This window comes from Serratia sp. CY47444 (assembly GCF_052168635.1).
Classification (GTDB): Bacteria; Pseudomonadota; Gammaproteobacteria; order Enterobacterales; family Enterobacteriaceae; genus Serratia; species Serratia bockelmannii.
The window spans coordinates 1-19210 of sequence record NZ_JBJNMH010000035.1 but is presented as its reverse complement, the minus strand read 5'-3'; the positions used below and the strand labels follow the sequence as shown (position 1 = coordinate 19210).

Genomic DNA, 19210 nt, shown 5'->3' with positions numbered 1-19210 from the left:
TCTCAACTCAATAGTTCTAGTAGCATCTTCGTAAAGGCTGGACCAAGCGTTTTCTATTGCTTCACTAGTTGAACATATTGTAGCTAGCTTGGCTTTGGCTAATTCAATATACGATCTGTCAGATATCAATGCATTTGACACCACTATCCGTATTTTTTTGCACACATTTGCATGGGGTAGTTGATATTCATCTAGTTTCGATAAAAAGTCGACAGTAATAGCTTTTAGGTTATCTGACCGACCTTGGCCAACCCTGATAATGTCTTTGGATAGATCTGATTTAATGCTATTACTGCTCTCAGGACAGACAACTAAAATGCCATAATCTAACTTTTCTTCATTTATGGCTGTAGCGAGCTCGATTAGGGGCTCCCAAAGTCGTTTGGATTTGTTCAAGCCTTTTTTAACTTGAGCTTCGGCCCTAACGCCATCAGCGAACTCCAGAGCTATGTCATCTCCAGCCAGCCCTGTCTCAGCTGCTAAGGCGATAGGAACATCATTAATGAGCCCACCAAGCCAATTCAAAGGTGAACCGTCAAGTATATGAGAATAAACAATTGCCGATGTTGCCGCCTGAAAATTTATGCCTCCAGCCGTTGCACTTCCACCAGATTGGTTTTTCTTTGCTTGTTCTGACAATGGTCTTCCTCACAAGAATTTATTTTTCCGCTAATTACAGTATTAGTTCTAAGCGTTTCAATTAAAGGCCAGCTTTGGCTCGACAATGCATACTCGAATGATACCGTATAACAATGGTTAGATAGAAGGCGGTACTAATCCAATAGCAAAGCCTTCCGTATAGCTCCGCTCAGCCCTGACAGTCGCCACAAAGAATAAAATTAAACCAAAACATTACCAGTCTGCCTCTGATACTTGAACGTATTTGCTTGACCTCTTCTATTTACTCTACCATTACCACTGAAAAACAATGTTGGTGTCAGTCATGGCACCGCGAACCCCCGACTGCGTGGACAGGTCTGGACAGTGATGCGTTTACATCACTACACATCCGTACTGAAAAGTCCTACTTGTACTGGATCCGCAATTTCATACGTTTTCATCAACTGCGGTATCCGCAGGAACTCGGTTCTGTTGAGGTCAATGCTTTTCTCACACGGCTTGCCGCCTAACGAAAATGTGTTGCCGATTGGCAACCAAGAAATTAGTACAGCCACCATGTTGAGTAACGGGTAGCCACTCACTTATCTATCTCATCAGGCAAGGCTACCGCCCCTGAGTTACAGCCCTCAGTTCGCTGCTGTTCACCAACCTGATGTCACGAATCGCTCCCATGATGCTTCCCTGAGAGATGGATTGTCGTTTGGTTATCTTAAGGGAGTAGATCGAGACATGGAAAGAGGAAATTGATAAAAATATGAGTAGGCTCAATCAATTAGTGAGCAACTGCTGTGTTAAACCGGCGATTTGGTTAGCAGAGTATGCAGACATTCCCTCACCCTCTGCTACAGGGAGAGGGAATAGATAAGGGAGCATGTTCGGGCTCCCTTTAGTGCAAATGGAAGTACGGGTAGCGAAGGGCAAGCCACGGCCACGTAATGAGTTAGGCTGCGGGAGATGAGTGTAGTAGGTGCTGGAGGCATTTTTACTCAGATACATGATTGTTCCACCCAGTTGATCCAACGAGAAATCACGTAAGTCTAAAATGAAAAAAACAATTTAAATTCAAAAGATTGAATTTTTCTGTGAGGGAGGGATAGATTCGCTGCGCTCACCCTGCGGGCCACCGTTGGCGGTCCAAAACGCAGGCGTTTTGTCGAACCCTGTCGAGGGTTCTTACCCTCCCGGTCGGTGCGCTATGCATACAAAAAAGCCTGAACGTGAGTTCAGGCTTCTTCGTAGAATATGGCGGTGAGGGAGGGATTCGAACCCTCGATACACTTTCGCGTATACACACTTTCCAGGCGTGCTCCTTCAGCCACTCGGACACCTCACCATATTTTTTGTTGCGAAATCATCGCTGCAACGGGGCGCTACTATAGGGAGTGGGGCCGATCCGGTCAAGAATAATTTCTGTGTTTTTGTTCGTCCGCTCAAGCCGTGTGCACTTTGCTGAAAACTGCGGCGAACGGTAGGGCAGAAGTCATGAAAGGGTGAGAAAATCAGAAGTAAGGCTCGTGGATAACCGGCGGAAATGGGAATCACGGTTGCTGAGGGGGGGGAGATGCGCAGAGCGCCATGCAAAAAAAAAGCCTGGACGCGAATCCAGGCTTTCTCTTTAAATTTGGCGGTGAGAGAGGGGGTGATTCGCTGCGCTCACCCTGCGGGCCGCCGTTGGCGGTCCAAAACGCAGGCGTTTTGTCGAACCCTGTCGAGGCTTCTCGCCCCTCTCGGCGGTGCGCCATGCAAAAAAAAGCCTGGACGCGAATCCAGGCTTTCTCTTTAAATTTGGCGGTGAGAGAGGGGTTCGAACCCTCGATACACTTTCGCGTATACACACTTTCCAGGCGTGCTCCTTCAGCCACTCAGACACCTCACCGTTTTGTTGTCGATAACGCTTTGCGCTGTCGACGGGCGCTAATGTAGGAGAATCTGATCTCAGCGTCAACCCTCTTATTTCATTCTCATGACTGTTTAGCCAAACTTGCAGCAATTTGCTGATTTACCGAACGATATTCCCACTCGCGGCCACCGGCGGGCAGGGCAGGCAGCGGTTGGAATCCATGAAAGACGATTGTTTGACTTTTTTCTGTACAGATAGCTCAATATGTCGCCAATGAGGTTGGGTTGTTTGCTGTTATATGCATTAATACTGGATTATTAGTCAGATGTGTCGCTAAATGGAATCATGTCGGCGCGGCGTTTTTGGCAAGGAATATCACGACGCCGCGCAGATTGCCGGGTGACAGGCCGGCGATATCGCAGACAGGGACAGACTCATTACATAATAATGCAGTAGAGGTTCGTTTTGACTCCTTCAGATGCCATGCCGGCGCCGCAAGCGCGCCATGCCATTCCCCCTGGTGCGGGGGCGCTGTTCTTCATCCAGATCTTCGCTACGCTGGGCTTCGCCGTGCTTTACTCCACGCTGGTGCTGTACGCCACCAAGCGGCTGGGCTTCAACGAAAGCAGCGCCAACGCCATGATGGGCGTGTTCGGCGCCTTCAACTATGGCCTACACATGTTCGGCGGTTACCTCGGCGGCCGATTCCTCAGTAACCGCAATCTGTTCGTGCTCGGCATGGTGCTACAGGTGATCGGCTGCGCGCTGATTGCCGTCGCGGGCGTGTGGGGGTTGTACTGGGGGCTGGCGATGTTCCTGACCGGCAGCGGTCTCAACGTCACCTGCATCAATATGATGCTCACCCAGCGCTTCAAGCCGGACGATGATCGGCGTGAATCGGCGTTTCTGTGGAACTACGCCGGTATGAACCTCGGGTTCTTCGTCGGCTTTACCGTCGCCGGGTATTTCCAACTGACGGAAAACTACCGCGCGCTGTTCCTGTTCGCCACGCTGGGCAACGCGGCGGCGATCATCGTCGCCGTCTGCCGCTGGCGCATTCTGGCGGATCTCAATACCCCGCTGCACGACGCCAGCCGCAGCCAATACCGCTGGCGCATGCTGGTCGGGCTGGCGGTGCTGGTGGCGCTGGTGCCGATTATCCGCGTGATGCTGACCCATGCCGAGTTCAGCGGCCACTTCGTGATCGTGCTCGGCGCGCTGATCTTCCTGATGCTGTGCGTGGTGACCCTGCGCCACCATCCGCGCGATGAGCGCCGCAGAATGGCGGCCTATCTGATCCTGGCGCTGGGCTCGCTGGTGTTTTGGGCGCTGTACCAGCTGGCACCGATGGGGCTGATGCTGTTCTCCGAGCACAACATCAACCTGAACGTTTACGGCATTCAGGTGGCGCCGCAGTGGATCCAGAACATCAACACGCTGGTGATCGTGGTGGGCGGCCCGCTGCTGGCCTGGTGGTTCAATCGCCTGCGCGCTCGCGGTTGCAACATCGACATTCCGCTGCAGTTCTCCGGATCGCTGTTCTGCATCGGCTTGGGCATGCTGGTGCTGCCACTGGGTATCAGCATGGCGGGCGGCGACGGGCTGGTGGCATTCAAATGGATCGTTATCAGCTATGTGCTGCAAAGCGTCGGTGAATTGATGATCTCGCCGATCGGTTACGCCATGATCGGCAAGCTGGCGCCGCCGCGCTATCAGGGCGTGATGATGGGCTGCTGGATGATGGTGACCGGCGTCGCCTCGGTGCTGGCGGGCTACGTCTCCGGCCTGATGCCGGAAAACAGTGGCAGCACGCCGCTGCAAACCAACCCCGGCTACAGCGAAATCTTCAGCGCGCTGGGCTGGGGGGCGACGGGCGTCGGCGTGGCAATGCTGATTTTAATTCCGCTGCTGCGGCGCCTTATCCGGCGCGATGGCCCGTCCGCCGCCTGATTCGCTAACATGCACAACAGCCCCACTGGTCGGGGCTGTTTTTATTTTGGGCTTTAACGCTTGCATCCGGCGGCGAATCGCGGAAGGCTGGAGGAAAACCAATAAAAACAAACGGGAGCCCGCAGTATGAACATCATTTATTACCACCCCTTGTTTAACGCCCAGGAATGGCTGGCCGGCATCAAACAACGCCTGCCGCAGGCCGAGATCCGCGAGTGGCAGCGTGGCGACGAGCGGCCGGCCGATTACGCGCTGGTGTGGCGCCCGCCGCACGAGATGCTGGCCAACCGCCGCGATCTGAAAGCGGTGTTCGCCCTCGGCGCTGGCGTTGACGCGATCCTCGATCAGGAGCGAAAGCACCCCGGCACGCTGCCCGCCGGCGTACCGCTGCTGCGGCTGGAGGATACCGGCATGGCGCAGCAGATGCAGGAATATGCGCTGAGCTATGTGCTGCGCTATTTCCGCCGTTTCGACGAGTATCAGGCGCTGCAGCAGCGGCAGGAGTGGCAGCCGCTCGATCCTCACTCGCTGGATGATTTCACCATCGGCATCCTCGGCGCCGGCGTGCTGGGGCAGAGCGTGGCGCGCAAGCTGACCGAGTTTGGCTTTCGCGTGCGCTGCTGGAGCCGCAGCGCCAAACAGATCGACGGCGTGCAAAGTTTCGCCGGGGAGGCGCAGCGCGCGGCCTTCCTCGACGGCGTCAAACTGCTGATCAACCTGCTGCCCAATACGCCGGAGACCGTCGGCATCCTCAACCGCGAGCTGTTCGCGCAGTTGAGCACGGGCGCCTATCTCATCAACATCGCGCGCGGCGCACACCTGGTGGAGGCCGATCTGCTGGCGGCGCTCGAGCAGGGGCAGCTGGCCGCCGCCACGCTGGACGTGTTCACCCGCGAGCCGCTGCCGCAGGATCACCCGTTCTGGCGTCATCCGCGTGTCACCATAACCCCGCATATTGCTGCCATCACGTTGCCGCAGCAGGCGATGGATCAGATCGCCGCCAACATCCGCGCGCTGGAGGCAGGGCACACCCCGGCCGGCGTGGTCGACAGGCAGCGGGGTTACTGATCCTTCAGCCGCCGTTCGGTAACTGATAAGCTGTTATCGTCATCGCGCCTGCCCGTACCTTTGCGGGCGGGCCCTCTGGAAGGAGAAACAATGTACCCCGTTGATTTGCACATGCACACCGTCGCCAGCACCCACGCTTACAGCACGCTGCACGATTACATCGCCGAAGCCCAGCAGAAGGGCATCAAGCTGTTCGCCATCACCGATCACGGCCCGGACATGGCCGATGCGCCGCACTACTGGCACTTTATGAACATGCACGTCTGGCCGCGCCGGGTGAACGGCGTGGGCATCTTGCGCGGTATCGAAGCCAACATCAAAAACCTACAGGGCGACATCGACTGCACCGGCCCGATGTTGACCGCCACCGACGTGATCATCGCCGGTTTCCACGAGCCGGTGTTTGCGCCGCAGGATAAAGCGTCCAATACTGAAGCGATGATCGCCGCGATGGCGCAGGGGGACGTGCATATCATCAGCCACCCCGGCAACCCACGTTATCCGATCGACATTCCCGCCGTCGCGGCGGCGGCGGCCAAATACGAGGTGGCGCTGGAGCTGAATAACTCGTCGTTCACCCACTCCCGCAAGGGCAGCGAGGCCAACTGCCGGGCGATCGCCGCCGCCGTGCGCGATGCCGGCGGTTGGTTGGCGCTGGGTTCGGATTCGCACGTTGCCTTTTCGCTGGGTAACTTTGAGCACTGCGAGCGCATCATCGACGAGGTGGGCTTCCCGCAGGAGCGCATTCTCAACGTCAGCCCGCGCCGGCTGCTGGATTTTCTCGAACGGCGCGGCAAGCCGGCGATTGCGGAATTGGCCGATTTGTGACATCGTCCCGGCAAAATTTTCCGTATTGAATAAGGCTTTATCATGAATGAGTTTTCGATTGTCTGCCGTGTGCTGGGTACGCTGTTCTACCGCCAGCCGCAGGATCCGCTGCTGGTGCCGCTGTTTGCGCTGATCAAAGAGGGCAAGCTGCAGCAGCACTGGCCGCTGGAGCAGGATGACCTGCTGAAGCGCCTGCAGCAGGGCTGCGACGTCAACCAACTGGCGACTGACTTCAACGCGATGTTCGTCGGCAGCGAGTGCAGCGTGTCGCCGTTCCGCTCCGACTACGTCGAAGGCGCCAGCGAAGCGGAAGTGCGCACCTTCTTGCAGCAGCGCGGCATGCCGCTGGCGGAGGCACCGGCCGACCATTTCGGCCAGCTGTTGCTGGCGGCGTCCTGGCTGGAAGATCAGTCGCAGGAAGATGAAGCACAGGCGCAGATCGCGCTGTTCGACGAGTTCCTGTTGCCGTGGTGCGGCCGTTTCCTCGGTAAAGTGGAAGCGCATGCCACCACCGGTTTCTACCGCACGCTGGCGCTGATGACTCGTGACGCCATCCAGGCGATGCGCGACGAGCTGGCGGAGTACGAGCAGGACGATGAAGCGGGCGACGAAGACGCGTAACGCCGCAGCTTATCCCGGCGGGCCGTCCGGCCCGCCGATCCGCTAAACACAGGTTTGCATCCCCCAGACGTAAATTGACAAAAGATCCCCTAATCTGGCGGTTTACCGTCGGTTCGGCCGCGCTTGCGCGCCGCGTTTTTTCACGCAAGGGGTAGATGATGAAAAGTAACTGGATGCAGCAGATTCAAACGTTGATCGGGCAGAAGGCCGGCGCGATGGGCGGGGCGGAAGGCATCGGCAAGCTGCTGGCGCCCACGGCGCTGGGCGGCCTGGTCGGCGTGCTGTTGGCCAACAAGTCCTCGCGTAAGCTGGTGGGCAAGTTCGGCAAGAATGCGCTGATTATCGGTGGCAGCGCGGCGGTGGGCGCAGTGCTGTGGAACAAGTACAAACAGCGGGTGAAAGAGACCCATCAGGACGAACCGCAGTTCGGTTTGCAAACCACGCCGGTGGATCTGCGCGCCAAACGCCTGGTGCAGGCGCTGGTGTTTGCCGCCAAGAGCGACGGCCATATCGATGCCGACGAGCAGCGTGCCATCGATCACAGCCTGGCGCAGCTGCAGGTGGGGGAAGAGGCGCAGGGTTGGGTACAGGAAGCACTCGATCAGCCGCTTAACCCGGAATTGATCGCCCGCAGCGTGCAAAACGAAGACGAGGCGCTGGAGGTTTATTACCTGAGCTGTCTGGTGATCGACGTCGATCATTTTATGGAGCGCGGCTATCTCGATGCGTTGGCACAGGCGCTGAAGATCCCGGCGGACGTCAAGCAGGGCATCGAGAGCGACGTCAACGAGAAAAAGCGCGAGCTGGCGTAGCGCCGCTTGGCAAGCCGGGGGGAATCGTGTCACTCTTGCCGCAATCTATGTAAGCGGATGATTTAGCAATGATGACCCCACCGAAAGCGGAAAAACGTCCTTATCCCATCACTATCCACGGCGACACGCGCGTGGATGACTACTACTGGCTGCGCGACGACGAGCGCGCAGACCGCCAGGTGCTGGACTACCTGCAGGCGGAGAACGCCTATACCGATGCGATGCTGAAGCCACAGCAGGCGCTGCGTGAAACCCTGTACGAAGAGATGGTGGCGCGTATTCCGCAGCAGGAACATTCGGTGCCTTACGTGCGCCATGGCTATCGCTATCAGACGCGCTACGAGCCGGGCAACGAATACGCGATTTCCGTGCGCCAGCCGCAGGCCGAGAGTGAGCACTGGGAGGTGCTTATCGACGGCAACCAGCGCGCCGAGAACCACGAGTTTTATACCCTGGGCGGGCTGGACGTCAGCCCCGACAACCAGCGGCTGGGGGTGGCGGAGGATTTCCTGTCGCGCCGCCAGTATGACATTCGTTTCAAGAACCTGGCCGACGGCAGCTGGGCGGACGAAGTGCTGGAGAACACCTCCGGCAGCTTCGAGTGGGCCAACGACTCCTCGACGGTCTACTACGTGCGCAAGCACGCCAAGACGCTGCTGCCGTATCAGGTCTATCGCCACGTGGTGGGCAGCGATCCGCAGCAGGACGAGCTGATCTACGAAGAGCGGGACGATACCTTCTACGTCGGGCTGGAGAAGACCACCTCCGAGCGCTTTATCCTGATCCACCTGAGCAGCACCACCACCTCGGAGATCCTGCTGCTGGATGCCGATCGCGCGGACGCCAAGCCGCAGCTGTTCGTGCCGCGCCGCAAGGATCACGAGTACGCCATCGATCACTATCACCAGCATTTCTATATCCGCTCCAACAAGGACGGCAAGAACTTCGGCCTGTACCAAAGCGAACAGGCGGATGAAGCGCAGTGGCAGACGCTGATCGCCCCGCGCGGCGACGTGATGCTGGAGGGCTTCAGCCTGTTCCGTGATTGGTTGGTGGTCGAAGAGCGCAATGCCGGCCTGACGCTGCTACGCCAGATCCATTGGCAAAGCGGCGAAGAGAAGCGCATCGCCTTCGACGATCCGACCTACACCACCTGGCTGGCGTATAACCCGGATCCGGAGACCGCGCTGCTGCGCTACGGCTATTCGTCGATGACCACCCCGACCACGCTGTACGAGCTGAACATGGACAGCGGCGAGCGGACGATGCTCAAACAGCAGGAAGTGAAGAACTTCACGCCAGAAAACTACCGCAGCGAGCGGGTGTGGGTGAAGGCGCGCGACGGCGTCGAAGTGCCGGTCTCGCTGGTGTATCGCCAGGACAGCTTCCAGCGCGGCACCAACCCGCTGATGGTGTATGGCTACGGATCTTACGGCAGCAGTATGGATCCAGCGTTCAGCGCCAGCCGCCTGAGCCTGCTGGATCGCGGTGTCGTGTTCGCGCTGGCGCACATTCGCGGCGGCGGTGAGCTGGGGCAGCTGTGGTATGAAGACGGTAAACTGTTCAACAAGCAGAACACCTTCAACGATTTTATCGACGTGACCGAAACGCTGATCGCACAGGGGTACGGCGACGGTAAGCGGGTGTTCGCGATGGGCGGCAGCGCCGGCGGTCTGCTGATGGGCGCGGTGATCAACCAGGCGCCGCAGTTGTTCCACGGCGTGGTGGCGCAGGTGCCGTTCGTCGACGTGGTGACCACCATGCTGGATGAGTCTATCCCGCTGACCACCGGCGAATACGACGAGTGGGGCAACCCGAACGAGCAGGTCTATTACGACTACATCAAACAGTACAGCCCGTACGATCAGGTGAAGGCGCAGGAGTACCCGCATCTGCTGGTGACCACCGGTCTGCACGATTCGCAGGTGCAGTATTGGGAGCCGGCCAAGTGGGTGGCCAAGCTGCGCGAGTTGAAAACCGACGATCGGCAGCTGCTGTTGTATACCGACATGGATGCCGGCCACGGCGGAAAATCCGGCCGTTTCAAGGCCTATGAGGATATTGCACTGGAGTACGCCTTCATTCTGGCGCTGGCGGAGTAACGGCATTCGGCGGGCGGCCTGCGCCGCCCGCCGTGTTAGCCGATCAGATAGTATTTCAGCGTGTGCTTCATGTCCGGGCTCAGATCGTCGATGGATTTCAGCATCCAGCGCAGATAGCCAGGATCTTCCTGGGCGATGCGATCAATCTCCTGCCCGCGATACTTGCCGAACTTGAACTTCTTCAGCAGCACCGGCTGTTCGGTGATCTGCACCATTTGCTCCGGCGTCCAGCCCGAATCCTTGATGATGCGTTGCAGCAGCGCGGCGGTGACGTAGCAGTCATATAGCGCGCGGTGCGGGTACAGCGTGGCGTCTGCCGGCAGCTGCACGTCCAGATTCAGCGCGTAGCGCAGATACTGGTTGCCGTACTTGATGTCCGGATACAGCGTGCGCGCCAGCTTGAGGGTGCAGATCCAGGCGCCGTTCATCTCCGGCAACACCCCGCGATCAAAGGCGGCGTTGTGCGCCACATAGTAGGGGCTGCCCTGATAGCGGCCGATCGCCATCGCAATGCGCGGTTTGCCTTCCACCATCTGTTCGGTGATGTGATGAATCGCCATCGCGTCGAGGCTGATGGGGCGATCTGGGCTGACCAGATCGCTCATCGGGTTGGTCAATTGGCCGTCGAGCAGATCGAGGGAGGCCACTTCCACCACGCCGCCGTCCAGCCCGCAGGTCTCGGTATCTATTACGCGTAACGTCATGTTTTCCTCCGCGTTGCCGTCAGGCTTCAGCTTAACCGGCACAGGCGGCCGTGCCAACCGTCGCGGGTCTTGTCGGCGATGATAAGACCAGGGGCGTCATCCGGCGCGGCAACCAGAAGCTCTCCCGTTTTATCCCAGATGGCGCTGCGGCCTGCCGGGATCCAGCCACCGGTCGGCGCCGCATGGTTGGCCATCAGCGTGACCATGCCATAACGCCGGGCATAGCCTGCCAGCGTGGCGCTGTCTTTCGCGTAACCGGCTTCAGATACCAGCACGCCGGCGGCATAAATCTGCGCACCCGCCAGCGCGGCGGCGCTTGCGTGGCCGGGTTGCGAGGTGTCGGCGCAGATAGCCAGTGCGATGCGTTGCCGATGTATTTCCAGCAGCGTGCCGCCATTACCGGGCAAGAACCGTTGTTGTTCCGCGCCGTGCAGATGTTGCTTGGTATAGGCGGCCACCGCGCCGTTGGGGTGAAAGATCAAGGCGGCGATATGCAGCGCCTGGCCGCTGCGCAAGGGCGCGCCGACGATGATCGTCATCTGATGCGATTGCGCCGCCGCAGCGAGCGGTTGCAGACGCGGATCGCCCAGCGTCAGCGCCAGTTCGGCAGCATCGGCCAGCTCATAGCCGCTTAGCGACAGTTCGGGAAAAACCAGCAGTTGCACCTGCTGTTCGGCTGCCTGCGCGACAAATTCAAGGTGACGTTCAAGGTTGCAGGCGATATTGGCCGCAGCGGCGGGGTATTGGGCTGCGGCGAGGGTAAAGCAGGGCATTGGCCATCTCTCCAGTGAGGCAATAAAAAACCCGCCTTGGCGGGTTTAATGACGGATGGAAGGACGCTTACTCACCAGACGGATGCGCTTTTTTGGCGCGTTTCTCCGCACGTTTCTCTGCTGGGGTTTTCAACGGCTTCTTCTTCGCATTTTTTTTGCTATCCATTCCCTTACTCATGATGGCCTCTCGTTACCTATGATTGGGTGGCTTGCTCAGCCATTAACCGCCTAAAGCCGACAGGATGCAAGCGACAAAGTGCCAGTAGTGTGTAACTGGCTGTTTGCACGTGAAATTTTGTTTTTGGATGACCGGGTGCTTAAAATAATTATTATGTTATAATATTACAATTTTAGGGTTCGGAGAACGCAATGACAGTGATGACATTACCGGATGCGCAGCAACTGCTGGCCATGCCGGATTCGGATTATATGAACTCGGTTCAACGGGCGTTTTTCCGCCAGCTGCTGCAGGATGAGCGGCAAAAGCTGCTGCTGCACATCGATGAGCTGAAAAAAGAGATCGACAGCGGCGAAGCGACGGGCGATGAAGCCGACAAGGCGGCGCGTGAAGAAGATCTGCGCCTGTTGTTCCGCCAGCTGGATCGCGAAAGCCGCCTGCTGCCGAAAATCGATGCGGCGCTGGCGCGGTTGCAGAACGGCGAGTACGGCTACTGCCGGGAAACCGGCGAACCTATCGGGCTGGCGCGTCTGTTGCTGCGCCCGACGGCGGAGCTGAGTATCGAGGCGAAAACCGCGCAGGAGATGCGCGAGCCGCATATGCGCAAAGGCGGGTAAGGTTTCAGCCGCCGAGCGTATCCACCAAGAGATCGAGAAAGCGCCTGACGCGGGGTTCCAGCAGGCGCTTATTCGGATAGAGCGCCACAATCCTGACTTCTTCACCCTCCACGGCGCGCAGCACCTGCTGCAGACGACCGGCGGCCAAATCCTCCGCAATCATAAACTCCGGCAGATACGCGATGCCCAACCCGGCCAAGGCCGCATCGTGCAGCGCTTCTCCGCTGTCCAGCCGCAGGCGGCCGCGAACTGGGGCCTTGACCCATTCGCCGCGCTCGTCACGCAGCCGCCAGGGCTGTTTTTGGTTGCGGCTGCTGAACAGCAGAGCCTCGTGCCCGGCGAGCGACTCGACGGTATGCGGTTCGCCACGGGCGGCGAGGTAGGCGGGGGAGGCGCACAGCAGGGCGCGATACCTGGCGAGGGTTCTGGATACCAACCGGGTATCCGGCGCCGTGACGCCGATCCGTACTGCCAAATCAAATCCTTCTTCCACGACATCCGCCAGGCGATCGGAAAAACTGATCTCCACCTGCACCTCAGGCCAGGCGACGAGAAATTTCGGCACCAGCGGTAACAGGATCCGTCTGCCGAAGGCGGAAGGGGCGGTCAACCGCAGCACTCCGCGTGCGGTGCCCTTGTCGCCGGCCACGCTGGCCTCGGCATCGTCGACCGAAGCGAGGATCTGCAGGCCACGTCGATAAAACTCTCGTCCCTCGTCGGTCAGGCCAAGCGAACGCGTGGTGCGATGCAACAGCCGCACGCTCAGCCGCTGCTCCAGACGCGCGATGGCCTTGCCCGCCGCCGAACGCGATAGCCCCATCGTCTGTCCGCCGGCGACAAAACTGCCGGCGTCGACGACGGCCATGAAAACCTGAATGTCATTGAGATTCGCCCGTAGCATGCTGCCCTCTGAGAACCGGTGAAAAGACAATAAATTCAACATGTTCAATATATTAAATGCATCGTCAACGTCGTTTCAGTGACGACATCCATTCGCCAATCAAACGATTATAGTCGTCATGGAAACGATAAACGGTTGGAGAAACAGCATGAAAAATGGCATCACGCACTACCACCACGGGGTCATTTGGGAAGAGGAGAATGGCGTGTCCCAAGGCTATCGCGTCAAGGATACCCTCTACATCTCGGGGCAGTTTTCCCATGATATGCAGGGGGAGTTTATCGGCGCGGGCGATATCGAACGGCAAACCCAACAGACGTTGGACAATCTGGATCGGGTATTGGCGGGATTCGGTGCCGAACGTTCGAACCTGGCGTATGTGGAGATCTACCTGACCGATGTACTGGCGCACTTTGAACCGTGCGTTGCGTTGTTCAAGCGCTATGTCGGCGATCACCGGCCCGCCGGTTCGCTGATCGGCGTCACCGGGCTGGCTTCGCCCGAGCAATTGGTGGAGATCAGTGCGATCGCGCACCTTAACTGATCGGGCCTGTGGGCGTTTTGCAGCCAGGTCGATGTGATTTTGAGCAAACGCGCGCCGAGTTCTCGGCGCGCGTTCGAGTTTTCGGGTTTTACCGTTGACCTGCCGGGCGGCTTCCGCTTTGATGAAAGCATGACTCACAGAGAGACGGAAAGCGCCATGGAACAATTACGAGGTTTGTACCCGCCGTTAGCGGCATACGACAGCGGTTGGCTGGACACTGGGGATGGCCACCGGATCTACTGGGAGCTGAGCGGTAACCCGAACGGTAAACCGGCGGTCTTCATTCACGGTGGACCGGGTGGCGGTATCTCCCCGCATCATCGTCAACTGTTCGATCCCGAACGCTACAAGGTGCTGCTGTTCGATCAGCGCGGTTGCGGCCGTTCCCGCCCGCACGCCAGCCTGGACAACAATACCACCTGGCACTTGGTGGCCGATATCGAGCGGTTGCGCGAAATGGCCGGCGTCGAGCAGTGGCTGGTGTTCGGCGGCTCCTGGGGGTCTACGCTGGCGCTCGCCTATGCACAGACCCACCCGGAGCACGTCAGTGAAATGGTGCTGCGCGGCATCTTCACCCTGCGCAAGCAGGAGCTGCATTGGTATTACCAGGACGGCGCTTCGCGCTTCTTCCCGGACAAATGGGAGCGCGTGCTGTCCATTCTGTCGGATGAAGAACGTAAAGACGTGATCGCCGCCTACCGGCAGCGGCTGACCTCGGCCGATCCGCAGGTGCAGCTTGAAGCGGCCAAGCTGTGGAGCGTGTGGGAAGGGGAGACGGTCACGCTGTTGCCGAGCCGTGAATCTGCTTCGTTTGGCGAGGATGATTTCGCGCTGGCGTTCGCCCGTATTGAAAACCACTACTTCACGCATCTGGGCTTCCTGGAGAGCGACGACCAGCTGCTGCGTAACGTGCCGCTGATCCGCCATATTCCGGCGGTGATTGTCCACGGCCGCTATGACATGGCCTGCCAGGTGCAGAACGCCTGGGATCTGGCCAAGGCCTGGCCGGAGGCGGAGCTGCATATCGTGGAAGGGGCGGGGCATTCGTATGATGAGCCGGGTATTTTGCACCAGCTGATGATAGCCACCGACCGGTTCGCCGGCAAGTGACGCAAAAACCCGCCGTAATGGCGGGTTTTGTTATTTGACCTTCGGCTCGTACGGCAGGCGCGAAAATCGGTGGGATTCCGCGCGGTAGTGCGCCACGCGCTCGCGAAAATAGTCGCGCAGCGGCTCCGGCTGCTCGCGCTCTACCACTTCCGGGATCACCGGCATGTTGTAGCGCTCTTTGTACGCCACGCCTGAGGCGGCGAGATCCACGTTCACCCTGTCCATCTCTTCTTTGGACAACTCGGCCAGATTGTAACCCACGCTATGCTCCTTACTTACTTTGCCGCATTGAATCTGCGCAGAAGGTAATCCACCCGGCGGCGCTTGGCAAGCCCGTTGCGCCGCCGTCGCGGGCGATATTTATCCAGCAGTAATGCAATCTATTTATTCTTTTAAATAAGAATGATTCGCTTTATGATTAAAATAAAAGATGAAAATAATTATCATGTTAATTCTCAATGTATTGGTGGTATTTTAATTTATTGATATTTATGATTTTTATAATTAATGTGATTTGAGTGTAAATAAGGTGTTTTTATTTTTACGGCAGCAGGGCATAATGCGCGGAAATTAAATTCATGACCTGCAAAATAAAAGGAATCATTATGCTGACGCAAGAAATGACTCAAAAGCTGAATGAGCAACTGAATCTGGAGTTCTACTCCGCCAACCTGTACCTGCAGATGAGCGCATGGTGCAGCGATAAAGGCTTTGAAGGCGCCGCCGCATTTCTTAAAGAGCACTCTCAGGAAGAGATGCAGCATATGCAACGCCTGTTCGACTACCTGAGCGACACCGGTTCTCTACCGCTGCTGGGCAGCATCGCCGCGCCGCCGGTGGCGTTCGAATCGCTGGCGGACGTGTTCCAGCAGACCTACGAACACGAACAGCTGATCACCCGTCAGATCAACGAACTGGCGCACGCCGCCATGACCGCGCACGATTACTCCACCTTCAACTTCCTGCAGTGGTACGTGGCGGAGCAGCATGAAGAAGAGAAACTGTTCAAATCCGTGCTGGATAAGCTGGCGCTGGTGGGCACCAGCGGCAAAGGCCTGTTCTTCATCGACAAAGATCTGAAGAAAATGGGCGCGATGGGCCAGGGCGGCAACGGCCAGGTTTAATCCGCATCAGAACATCGAAAAACCGCGCGCGGGCGAGCCTGACGCGCGGTTTTTTTTACCCTGCGTTTATCGCGGTTATGCGGCGATACGTGCTGCCGGATCGCAAAATGCCAGTGATGCGCTCGACTTGCCGCAGCGTGGTCGTTATGATTTACCGCGATACGCTACAGGGATGGTAGAGTCAAAACAGCGGGTTAGCCGATATAACCCGTTTTTCTGTTTACCCGTGGCGCAATCATTTGCGGTGGGTTGGGGCCGCTGATACATCGCCTTGGCTGTGGCCTTAACCCTTATGACCCTCTTTATACTGTTAAGGGATACCACTGTGATCGGTAAAATTCGTTCCTCCTGTCGCCTGCTTTCCACCGTTTTCGTCCTGTTCGTCGGCCTGTCTTCGCAGCAAGCGCTGGCGCACGCCCACCTGAAAGTGGAAACGCCGAAGGCCGACGCCAGCGTCAGCCCGGCGCCGAAGGCGCTGACCCTCAGCTTCTCCGAAGGCATCGAGCCGAACTTCAGCGGCGTGAAAATCACCGGCCCGGACAACGCCGTGGTGAAAACCGGCAAGCTGCAGCTCGATCCGAACAATAACACCCAGGTCAACGTGCCGATCGACGGCGAGCTGAGCGCGGGCAAATACAACGTCAGCTGGCATGTGGTGTCGGTCGACGGGCACAAAACCAAAGGCCAGTACAGCTTCACCGTAAACTGATCGTGAGTCTGGCGACCCTGTTCGTTCTGTGTCGCTTGGTGCACTTTGCGGCGGTGATGCTGATGTTCGGCATCAGTCTGTTCACCGCCTTATTGTCACCGCAGCGCCTCTCCCCGATCCTCTCCCGCGATGTGCGCCCGCTGCTGCTTGCCGGCACCTGGGCTGCTGGGCTTTCCGCCGTGGCGCTGCTGGCTATTCAGGCCGGGCAGATGGGCGACGGTTGGCAAGACGCCTGGCGGCTGGAGATTTGGTGGGCGGTGCTCGGCACCACCTTCGGCGAAGTGTGGCGTTGGCATCTGGGCCTGTCGCTGCTGGCGATCCTGAGCCTGCTGCTGCCGGAGCGGCCGCGCGCGCAGGCGTTGGCGCTGTGTTCGGCGCTGCTGCTGGTGAGCCTGGCGTTTATCGGCCACGCGGCGATGCACGAAGGCACGTTGGGCGCGCTGCACCGCGCCAACCATGCGATACACCTGCTGGCCGCCGGTTACTGGTTCGGCAGCCTGGCGCCGCTGCTGGTTTGCCTGCGCTACCTGCAGCCGCCGCAATGGCGCAGCGACGCAATCACCACGCTGATCCGTTTCTCGCGCTGGGGGCACCTGGCGGTGGCGGCGGTGATCGTCACCGGCATCGTCAACAGCCTGATCATTCTCGGCGGTTGGCCGCTCAACCTCAGCTCGCCTTATCAGCGCCTGCTGCTGATTAAAACCGCGCTGGTGGCGCTGATGGTGATGGTGGCGCTGGCCAATCGCTACGCTATCGTGCCGGCAATGAGCCGCGTGCCGGCGCTGGCGCAGCGCGGCGTGGTGCTGGCCTGCTGGCTCGAAGTCGGGCTGGGGATGGCGGTGCTGCTGCTGGTCAGTTTATTTGCAACCTATGCGCCGGTATGACATTTCAGCTTGCCGCAGGCCGGCAAGCTGCGGGAAAATCGACGCGAATAGCAACCTTAAGGCCAACACATGAAATCGGTATTACTCGGCATTACGCTGCTGGCAACCGCGACCGGCGCGCTGGCGGCAGACAAACTGGTGAACATCACTAAACTGGAGTACGGCAAACAGTGGGCGTTCACCAAGGAAGAGGTGACGCTGCAGTGCCGCAGCGGCGGCGCGCTGTTCGTGCTCAACAACAGCACCTTGATGCAATACCCGCTCAACGATGCAGCGGAGCAGCAGGTGAAGAAGGGCCATCAGCGTGCGCAGCCGCTGGAGGTGCTCCTGCTGGACGACCCTGCCGAACCAGGGAAAAAAATGAGCCTGGCGCCGTTCATTGAACGCGCCGAGAAGCTGTGCGCTGACTAACCGCTTGTTTGCCAACGCCTTGCCCAACGTGCGCGGATTGATGCGCATTTGCCGCATAGTTATTTCGTCACGAAACTATCACGCGGCCGCCGGGCGGCTGGCAAAACTGGCGCGGTAGGCTACTCTTAAAGTGCACGGCTGAACAAGCCCTGCATTAAATGCCAACTTTTAGCGCACGGCTCTCTCCCAAGAGCCATTTCCCTAGACCGAATATAGGAATCGTATTCGGTCTTTTTTTGTGTGATTGATTTATAAGTCTTTTTTTGAAAAAATCGGAATTACTCGAAATTTACTCGAATTTTGATACTTGGTCTTTTGCTGCATGACGTACGCCTTCCTTCTCGTATTGGGATATTTCAGCGTCATCACTTCTGATGAATGCCACAGCAGCTTTTGCGCAAAATATTTCCCTCTTTCCTTCTCATACAGCCGGCCAGCCAAACTGCGGACCTCGTGACAGGTCGGCGGACTTTCCTCGAAGGACAAACCTGAAGCCTTCCGCGCCGCAACAAATTTTTTCGTTAGCCCGTCCGGATGTAATGAGCCATCAGGCTGTTTTTGTGGATGCCAGCGCTGATCATAAAATCTGTTGTGTTAACCAACCGACAGCGGCCAATCATGGCGCCAAGGTGAACCCCCATACATTTCAGTTGTAGGTCAAGGGGGGGTAAGCATAGCCCCGTTTTGCCTTGCTTTATCTGCAGGCGGCCGTCTACAACATGGCTGAAGCGCATCCGGGTCAGATCTTCGCGGCATTGGCCGAAGATTGGGGCGAGATCCATCTTCAGGTAAAATCACAGTGGTAGCAGTATAGTCTCTGCGGCTTCCCTAGTGCTTCACTCCAGACTTTCGCGCATTACGACAGCTTTCGCCGCGCGGGTATGATCTTTTTGAACTCCCGACGGTTCAACCCTGCGCGAGCCGAGATCTCATTCGCAAAAATGGACAACCTAGAATTTAACGATTTGTACCAGGCCGCGCTCAACGCGCTGTGGATCTTCATCTTAAACAAATCCTTCCTAACTATCGCCGAGGCATAAAACGCCGCGGCTCAGCTTCTCGATTATGTCGCATGAGTAAACTGACAGACGAGGCACGTGGCTGTGAGTATGAAATCAGGATTCTCGGTATCTGTAGAGCCGACCCTGAACCAGATGGTTTACACCCGAGTGACGCAGGATGCATCATGATGGCCACAAAAATACAGGCGTCTCTCGAATCGATTTCACAAGGTATTGGGGCCGGGATGATTCCCGGCTATTTAAGTATTTTAAAATTTTTAGTATGTTATTTTATTTATTTTTCCTAGTGGAATCTCAGATACTTTATCATCTCCATCCGTAATGAAGATGCTATCACTTGTCCTAAGTAATAGTTTGGTATTAATTTCCTTTTTATCTTCAAAGTGGATTG

19 protein-coding genes, 2 tRNA genes and 1 pseudogene are annotated in these 19210 nt (G+C 57.7%); 15 read left to right on the top strand and 7 right to left on the bottom strand.

Annotated features, from left to right (window positions below):
* Positions 1-639, bottom strand: a pseudogene (locus ACJ8IL_RS24595) (NACHT domain-containing protein); the annotation flags it as partial.
* Between the two features lie 248 nt (positions 640-887).
* Here ACJ8IL_RS24595 and ACJ8IL_RS24590 point away from each other — a divergent pair.
* On the top strand, positions 888-1130 hold the full coding sequence (locus ACJ8IL_RS24590; RefSeq protein WP_394852824.1) for a phage integrase N-terminal SAM-like domain-containing protein: 243 nt from the start codon (positions 888-890) through the stop codon (positions 1128-1130).
* A gap of 734 nt (positions 1131-1864) precedes the next feature.
* Here ACJ8IL_RS24590 and ACJ8IL_RS24585 read toward each other — a convergent pair.
* Positions 1865-1954: transfer RNA gene (locus ACJ8IL_RS24585), tRNA-Ser, on the bottom strand.
* A 453-nt stretch (positions 1955-2407) separates the two neighbouring features.
* A tRNA-Ser gene (locus ACJ8IL_RS24580) sits at positions 2408-2497 on the bottom strand.
* A gap of 447 nt (positions 2498-2944) precedes the next feature.
* Here ACJ8IL_RS24580 and ACJ8IL_RS24575 point away from each other — a divergent pair.
* The 6 genes from ACJ8IL_RS24575 to ACJ8IL_RS24550 all read left to right on the top strand — a co-directional run bounded on the left by ACJ8IL_RS24575 (position 2945) and on the right by ACJ8IL_RS24550 (position 9842).
* A complete protein-coding gene (locus tag ACJ8IL_RS24575) occupies positions 2945-4411 on the top strand; it encodes a peptide MFS transporter (protein ID WP_049202801.1) in 1467 nt (488 codons plus the stop codon).
* Between the two features lie 126 nt (positions 4412-4537).
* A complete protein-coding gene (gene ghrA, locus ACJ8IL_RS24570; protein ID WP_043141640.1) occupies positions 4538-5479 on the top strand; it encodes a glyoxylate/hydroxypyruvate reductase GhrA in 942 nt (313 codons plus the stop codon).
* A gap of 90 nt (positions 5480-5569) precedes the next feature.
* On the top strand, positions 5570-6307 hold the full coding sequence (locus ACJ8IL_RS24565) for a phosphatase (RefSeq protein ID WP_025302439.1): 738 nt from the start codon (positions 5570-5572) through the stop codon (positions 6305-6307).
* A gap of 42 nt (positions 6308-6349) precedes the next feature.
* Entirely contained in the window at positions 6350-6928 is a 579-nt protein-coding gene (locus ACJ8IL_RS24560; protein WP_015377474.1) for a TorD/DmsD family molecular chaperone, read from the top strand.
* 158 nt (positions 6929-7086) lie between these two features.
* Entirely contained in the window at positions 7087-7740 is a 654-nt protein-coding gene (locus ACJ8IL_RS24555; RefSeq protein WP_025302440.1) for a tellurite resistance TerB family protein, read from the top strand.
* A gap of 68 nt (positions 7741-7808) precedes the next feature.
* On the top strand, positions 7809-9842 hold the full coding sequence (locus ACJ8IL_RS24550; RefSeq protein WP_442516909.1) for a S9 family peptidase: 2034 nt from the start codon (positions 7809-7811) through the stop codon (positions 9840-9842).
* Between the two features lie 35 nt (positions 9843-9877).
* Here ACJ8IL_RS24550 and exoX read toward each other — a convergent pair whose 3' ends face one another.
* Together exoX and ACJ8IL_RS24540 are read right to left on the bottom strand one after the other, a co-directional pair.
* Entirely contained in the window at positions 9878-10546 is a 669-nt protein-coding gene (exoX, locus tag ACJ8IL_RS24545) for an exodeoxyribonuclease X (RefSeq protein ID WP_060433866.1), read from the bottom strand.
* Between the two features lie 26 nt (positions 10547-10572).
* Positions 10573-11319 carry a carbon-nitrogen hydrolase family protein gene (locus ACJ8IL_RS24540; protein WP_197823285.1) on the bottom strand — a complete coding sequence of 249 codons (747 nt, stop codon included), beginning with the start codon at positions 11317-11319 and terminating at the stop codon, positions 10573-10575.
* A 369-nt stretch (positions 11320-11688) separates the two neighbouring features.
* Between ACJ8IL_RS24540 and dksA the strand changes: the two genes are divergently transcribed.
* Positions 11689-12114: an RNA polymerase-binding protein DksA gene (dksA, locus tag ACJ8IL_RS24535; protein ID WP_025302444.1), complete on the top strand. Its 426-nt coding sequence runs from the start codon at positions 11689-11691 to the stop codon at positions 12112-12114.
* 4 nt (positions 12115-12118) lie between these two features.
* Here the strand turns inward: dksA and ACJ8IL_RS24530 are convergent, their stop codons facing one another.
* Positions 12119-13015, bottom strand: a complete 897-nt coding sequence (locus ACJ8IL_RS24530) for a LysR family transcriptional regulator (protein ID WP_043141627.1) — start codon at positions 13013-13015, stop codon at positions 12119-12121.
* Between the two features lie 148 nt (positions 13016-13163).
* Here ACJ8IL_RS24530 and ACJ8IL_RS24525 point away from each other — a divergent pair, with 148 nt between their 5' ends.
* Positions 13164-13559, top strand: coding sequence for a RidA family protein (locus ACJ8IL_RS24525; RefSeq protein WP_025302446.1), 396 nt, complete (start codon positions 13164-13166; stop codon positions 13557-13559).
* A gap of 156 nt (positions 13560-13715) precedes the next feature.
* Positions 13716-14669 (top strand): prolyl aminopeptidase, encoded by a 954-nt coding sequence (pip, locus tag ACJ8IL_RS24520; protein WP_141997776.1) that lies wholly within the window; start codon positions 13716-13718, stop codon positions 14667-14669.
* Between the two features lie 30 nt (positions 14670-14699).
* On the opposite strand, the gene ACJ8IL_RS24515 is transcribed toward pip, so the two are convergent.
* On the bottom strand, positions 14700-14930 hold the full coding sequence (locus tag ACJ8IL_RS24515; protein WP_043141621.1) for a DNA polymerase III subunit theta: 231 nt from the start codon (positions 14928-14930) through the stop codon (positions 14700-14702).
* A 344-nt stretch (positions 14931-15274) separates the two neighbouring features.
* Here ACJ8IL_RS24515 and ftnA point away from each other — a divergent pair, with 344 nt between their 5' ends.
* The 5 genes from ftnA (at position 15275) to ACJ8IL_RS24490 (ending at position 18837) form a co-directional block, all read left to right on the top strand.
* A complete protein-coding gene (gene ftnA / locus ACJ8IL_RS24510; RefSeq protein ID WP_147823373.1) occupies positions 15275-15793 on the top strand; it encodes a non-heme ferritin in 519 nt (172 codons plus the stop codon).
* 325 nt (positions 15794-16118) lie between these two features.
* Positions 16119-16502, top strand: a complete 384-nt coding sequence (gene yobA / locus ACJ8IL_RS24505; RefSeq protein ID WP_025302450.1) for a CopC domain-containing protein YobA — start codon at positions 16119-16121, stop codon at positions 16500-16502.
* A 2-nt stretch (positions 16503-16504) separates the two neighbouring features.
* Positions 16505-17386 carry a copper homeostasis membrane protein CopD gene (copD, locus tag ACJ8IL_RS24500; protein WP_099817314.1) on the top strand — a complete coding sequence of 294 codons (882 nt, stop codon included), beginning with the start codon at positions 16505-16507 and terminating at the stop codon, positions 17384-17386.
* Positions 17387-17455: 69 nt separating this feature from the next.
* Complete coding sequence (locus tag ACJ8IL_RS24495) at positions 17456-17797, top strand: YebY family protein (RefSeq protein WP_025302452.1); 342 nt, start codon at positions 17456-17458, stop codon at positions 17795-17797.
* An 881-nt stretch (positions 17798-18678) separates the two neighbouring features.
* Positions 18679-18837 carry a DUF1367 family protein gene (locus ACJ8IL_RS24490; RefSeq protein ID WP_225735565.1) on the top strand — a complete coding sequence of 53 codons (159 nt, stop codon included), beginning with the start codon at positions 18679-18681 and terminating at the stop codon, positions 18835-18837.
* Positions 18838-19210: the final 373 nt, after the last annotated feature.

What these genes read in the sequence shown, in the direction of transcription:
- ACJ8IL_RS24565 (WP_025302439.1), top strand. Translation starts at nt 5,570, where the DNA reads ATGTACCCCGTTGATTTGCACATGCACACCGTCGCCAGCACCCACGCT.
- ACJ8IL_RS24550 (WP_442516909.1), top strand. Translation starts at nt 7,809, where the DNA reads ATGATGACCCCACCGAAAGCGGAAAAACGTCCTTATCCCATCACTATC.
- ACJ8IL_RS24530 (WP_043141627.1), bottom strand. Translation starts at nt 13,015, where the DNA reads ATGCTACGGGCGAATCTCAATGACATTCAGGTTTTCATGGCCGTCGTC.
- ACJ8IL_RS24555 (WP_025302440.1), top strand. Translation starts at nt 7,087, where the DNA reads ATGAAAAGTAACTGGATGCAGCAGATTCAAACGTTGATCGGGCAGAAG.
- ACJ8IL_RS24575 (WP_049202801.1), top strand. Translation starts at nt 2,945, where the DNA reads ATGCCGGCGCCGCAAGCGCGCCATGCCATTCCCCCTGGTGCGGGGGCG.
- pip (WP_141997776.1), top strand. Translation starts at nt 13,716, where the DNA reads ATGGAACAATTACGAGGTTTGTACCCGCCGTTAGCGGCATACGACAGC.
- ACJ8IL_RS24560 (WP_015377474.1), top strand. Translation starts at nt 6,350, where the DNA reads ATGAATGAGTTTTCGATTGTCTGCCGTGTGCTGGGTACGCTGTTCTAC.
- ACJ8IL_RS24540 (WP_197823285.1), bottom strand. Translation starts at nt 11,319, where the DNA reads ATGCCCTGCTTTACCCTCGCCGCAGCCCAATACCCCGCCGCTGCGGCC.
- exoX (WP_060433866.1), bottom strand. Translation starts at nt 10,546, where the DNA reads ATGACGTTACGCGTAATAGATACCGAGACCTGCGGGCTGGACGGCGGC.
- ACJ8IL_RS24490 (WP_225735565.1), top strand. Translation starts at nt 18,679, where the DNA reads ATGATCTTTTTGAACTCCCGACGGTTCAACCCTGCGCGAGCCGAGATC.
- ACJ8IL_RS24525 (WP_025302446.1), top strand. Translation starts at nt 13,164, where the DNA reads ATGAAAAATGGCATCACGCACTACCACCACGGGGTCATTTGGGAAGAG.
- ACJ8IL_RS24495 (WP_025302452.1), top strand. Translation starts at nt 17,456, where the DNA reads ATGAAATCGGTATTACTCGGCATTACGCTGCTGGCAACCGCGACCGGC.
- ftnA (WP_147823373.1), top strand. Translation starts at nt 15,275, where the DNA reads ATGCTGACGCAAGAAATGACTCAAAAGCTGAATGAGCAACTGAATCTG.
- ghrA (WP_043141640.1), top strand. Translation starts at nt 4,538, where the DNA reads ATGAACATCATTTATTACCACCCCTTGTTTAACGCCCAGGAATGGCTG.
- dksA (WP_025302444.1), top strand. Translation starts at nt 11,689, where the DNA reads ATGACAGTGATGACATTACCGGATGCGCAGCAACTGCTGGCCATGCCG.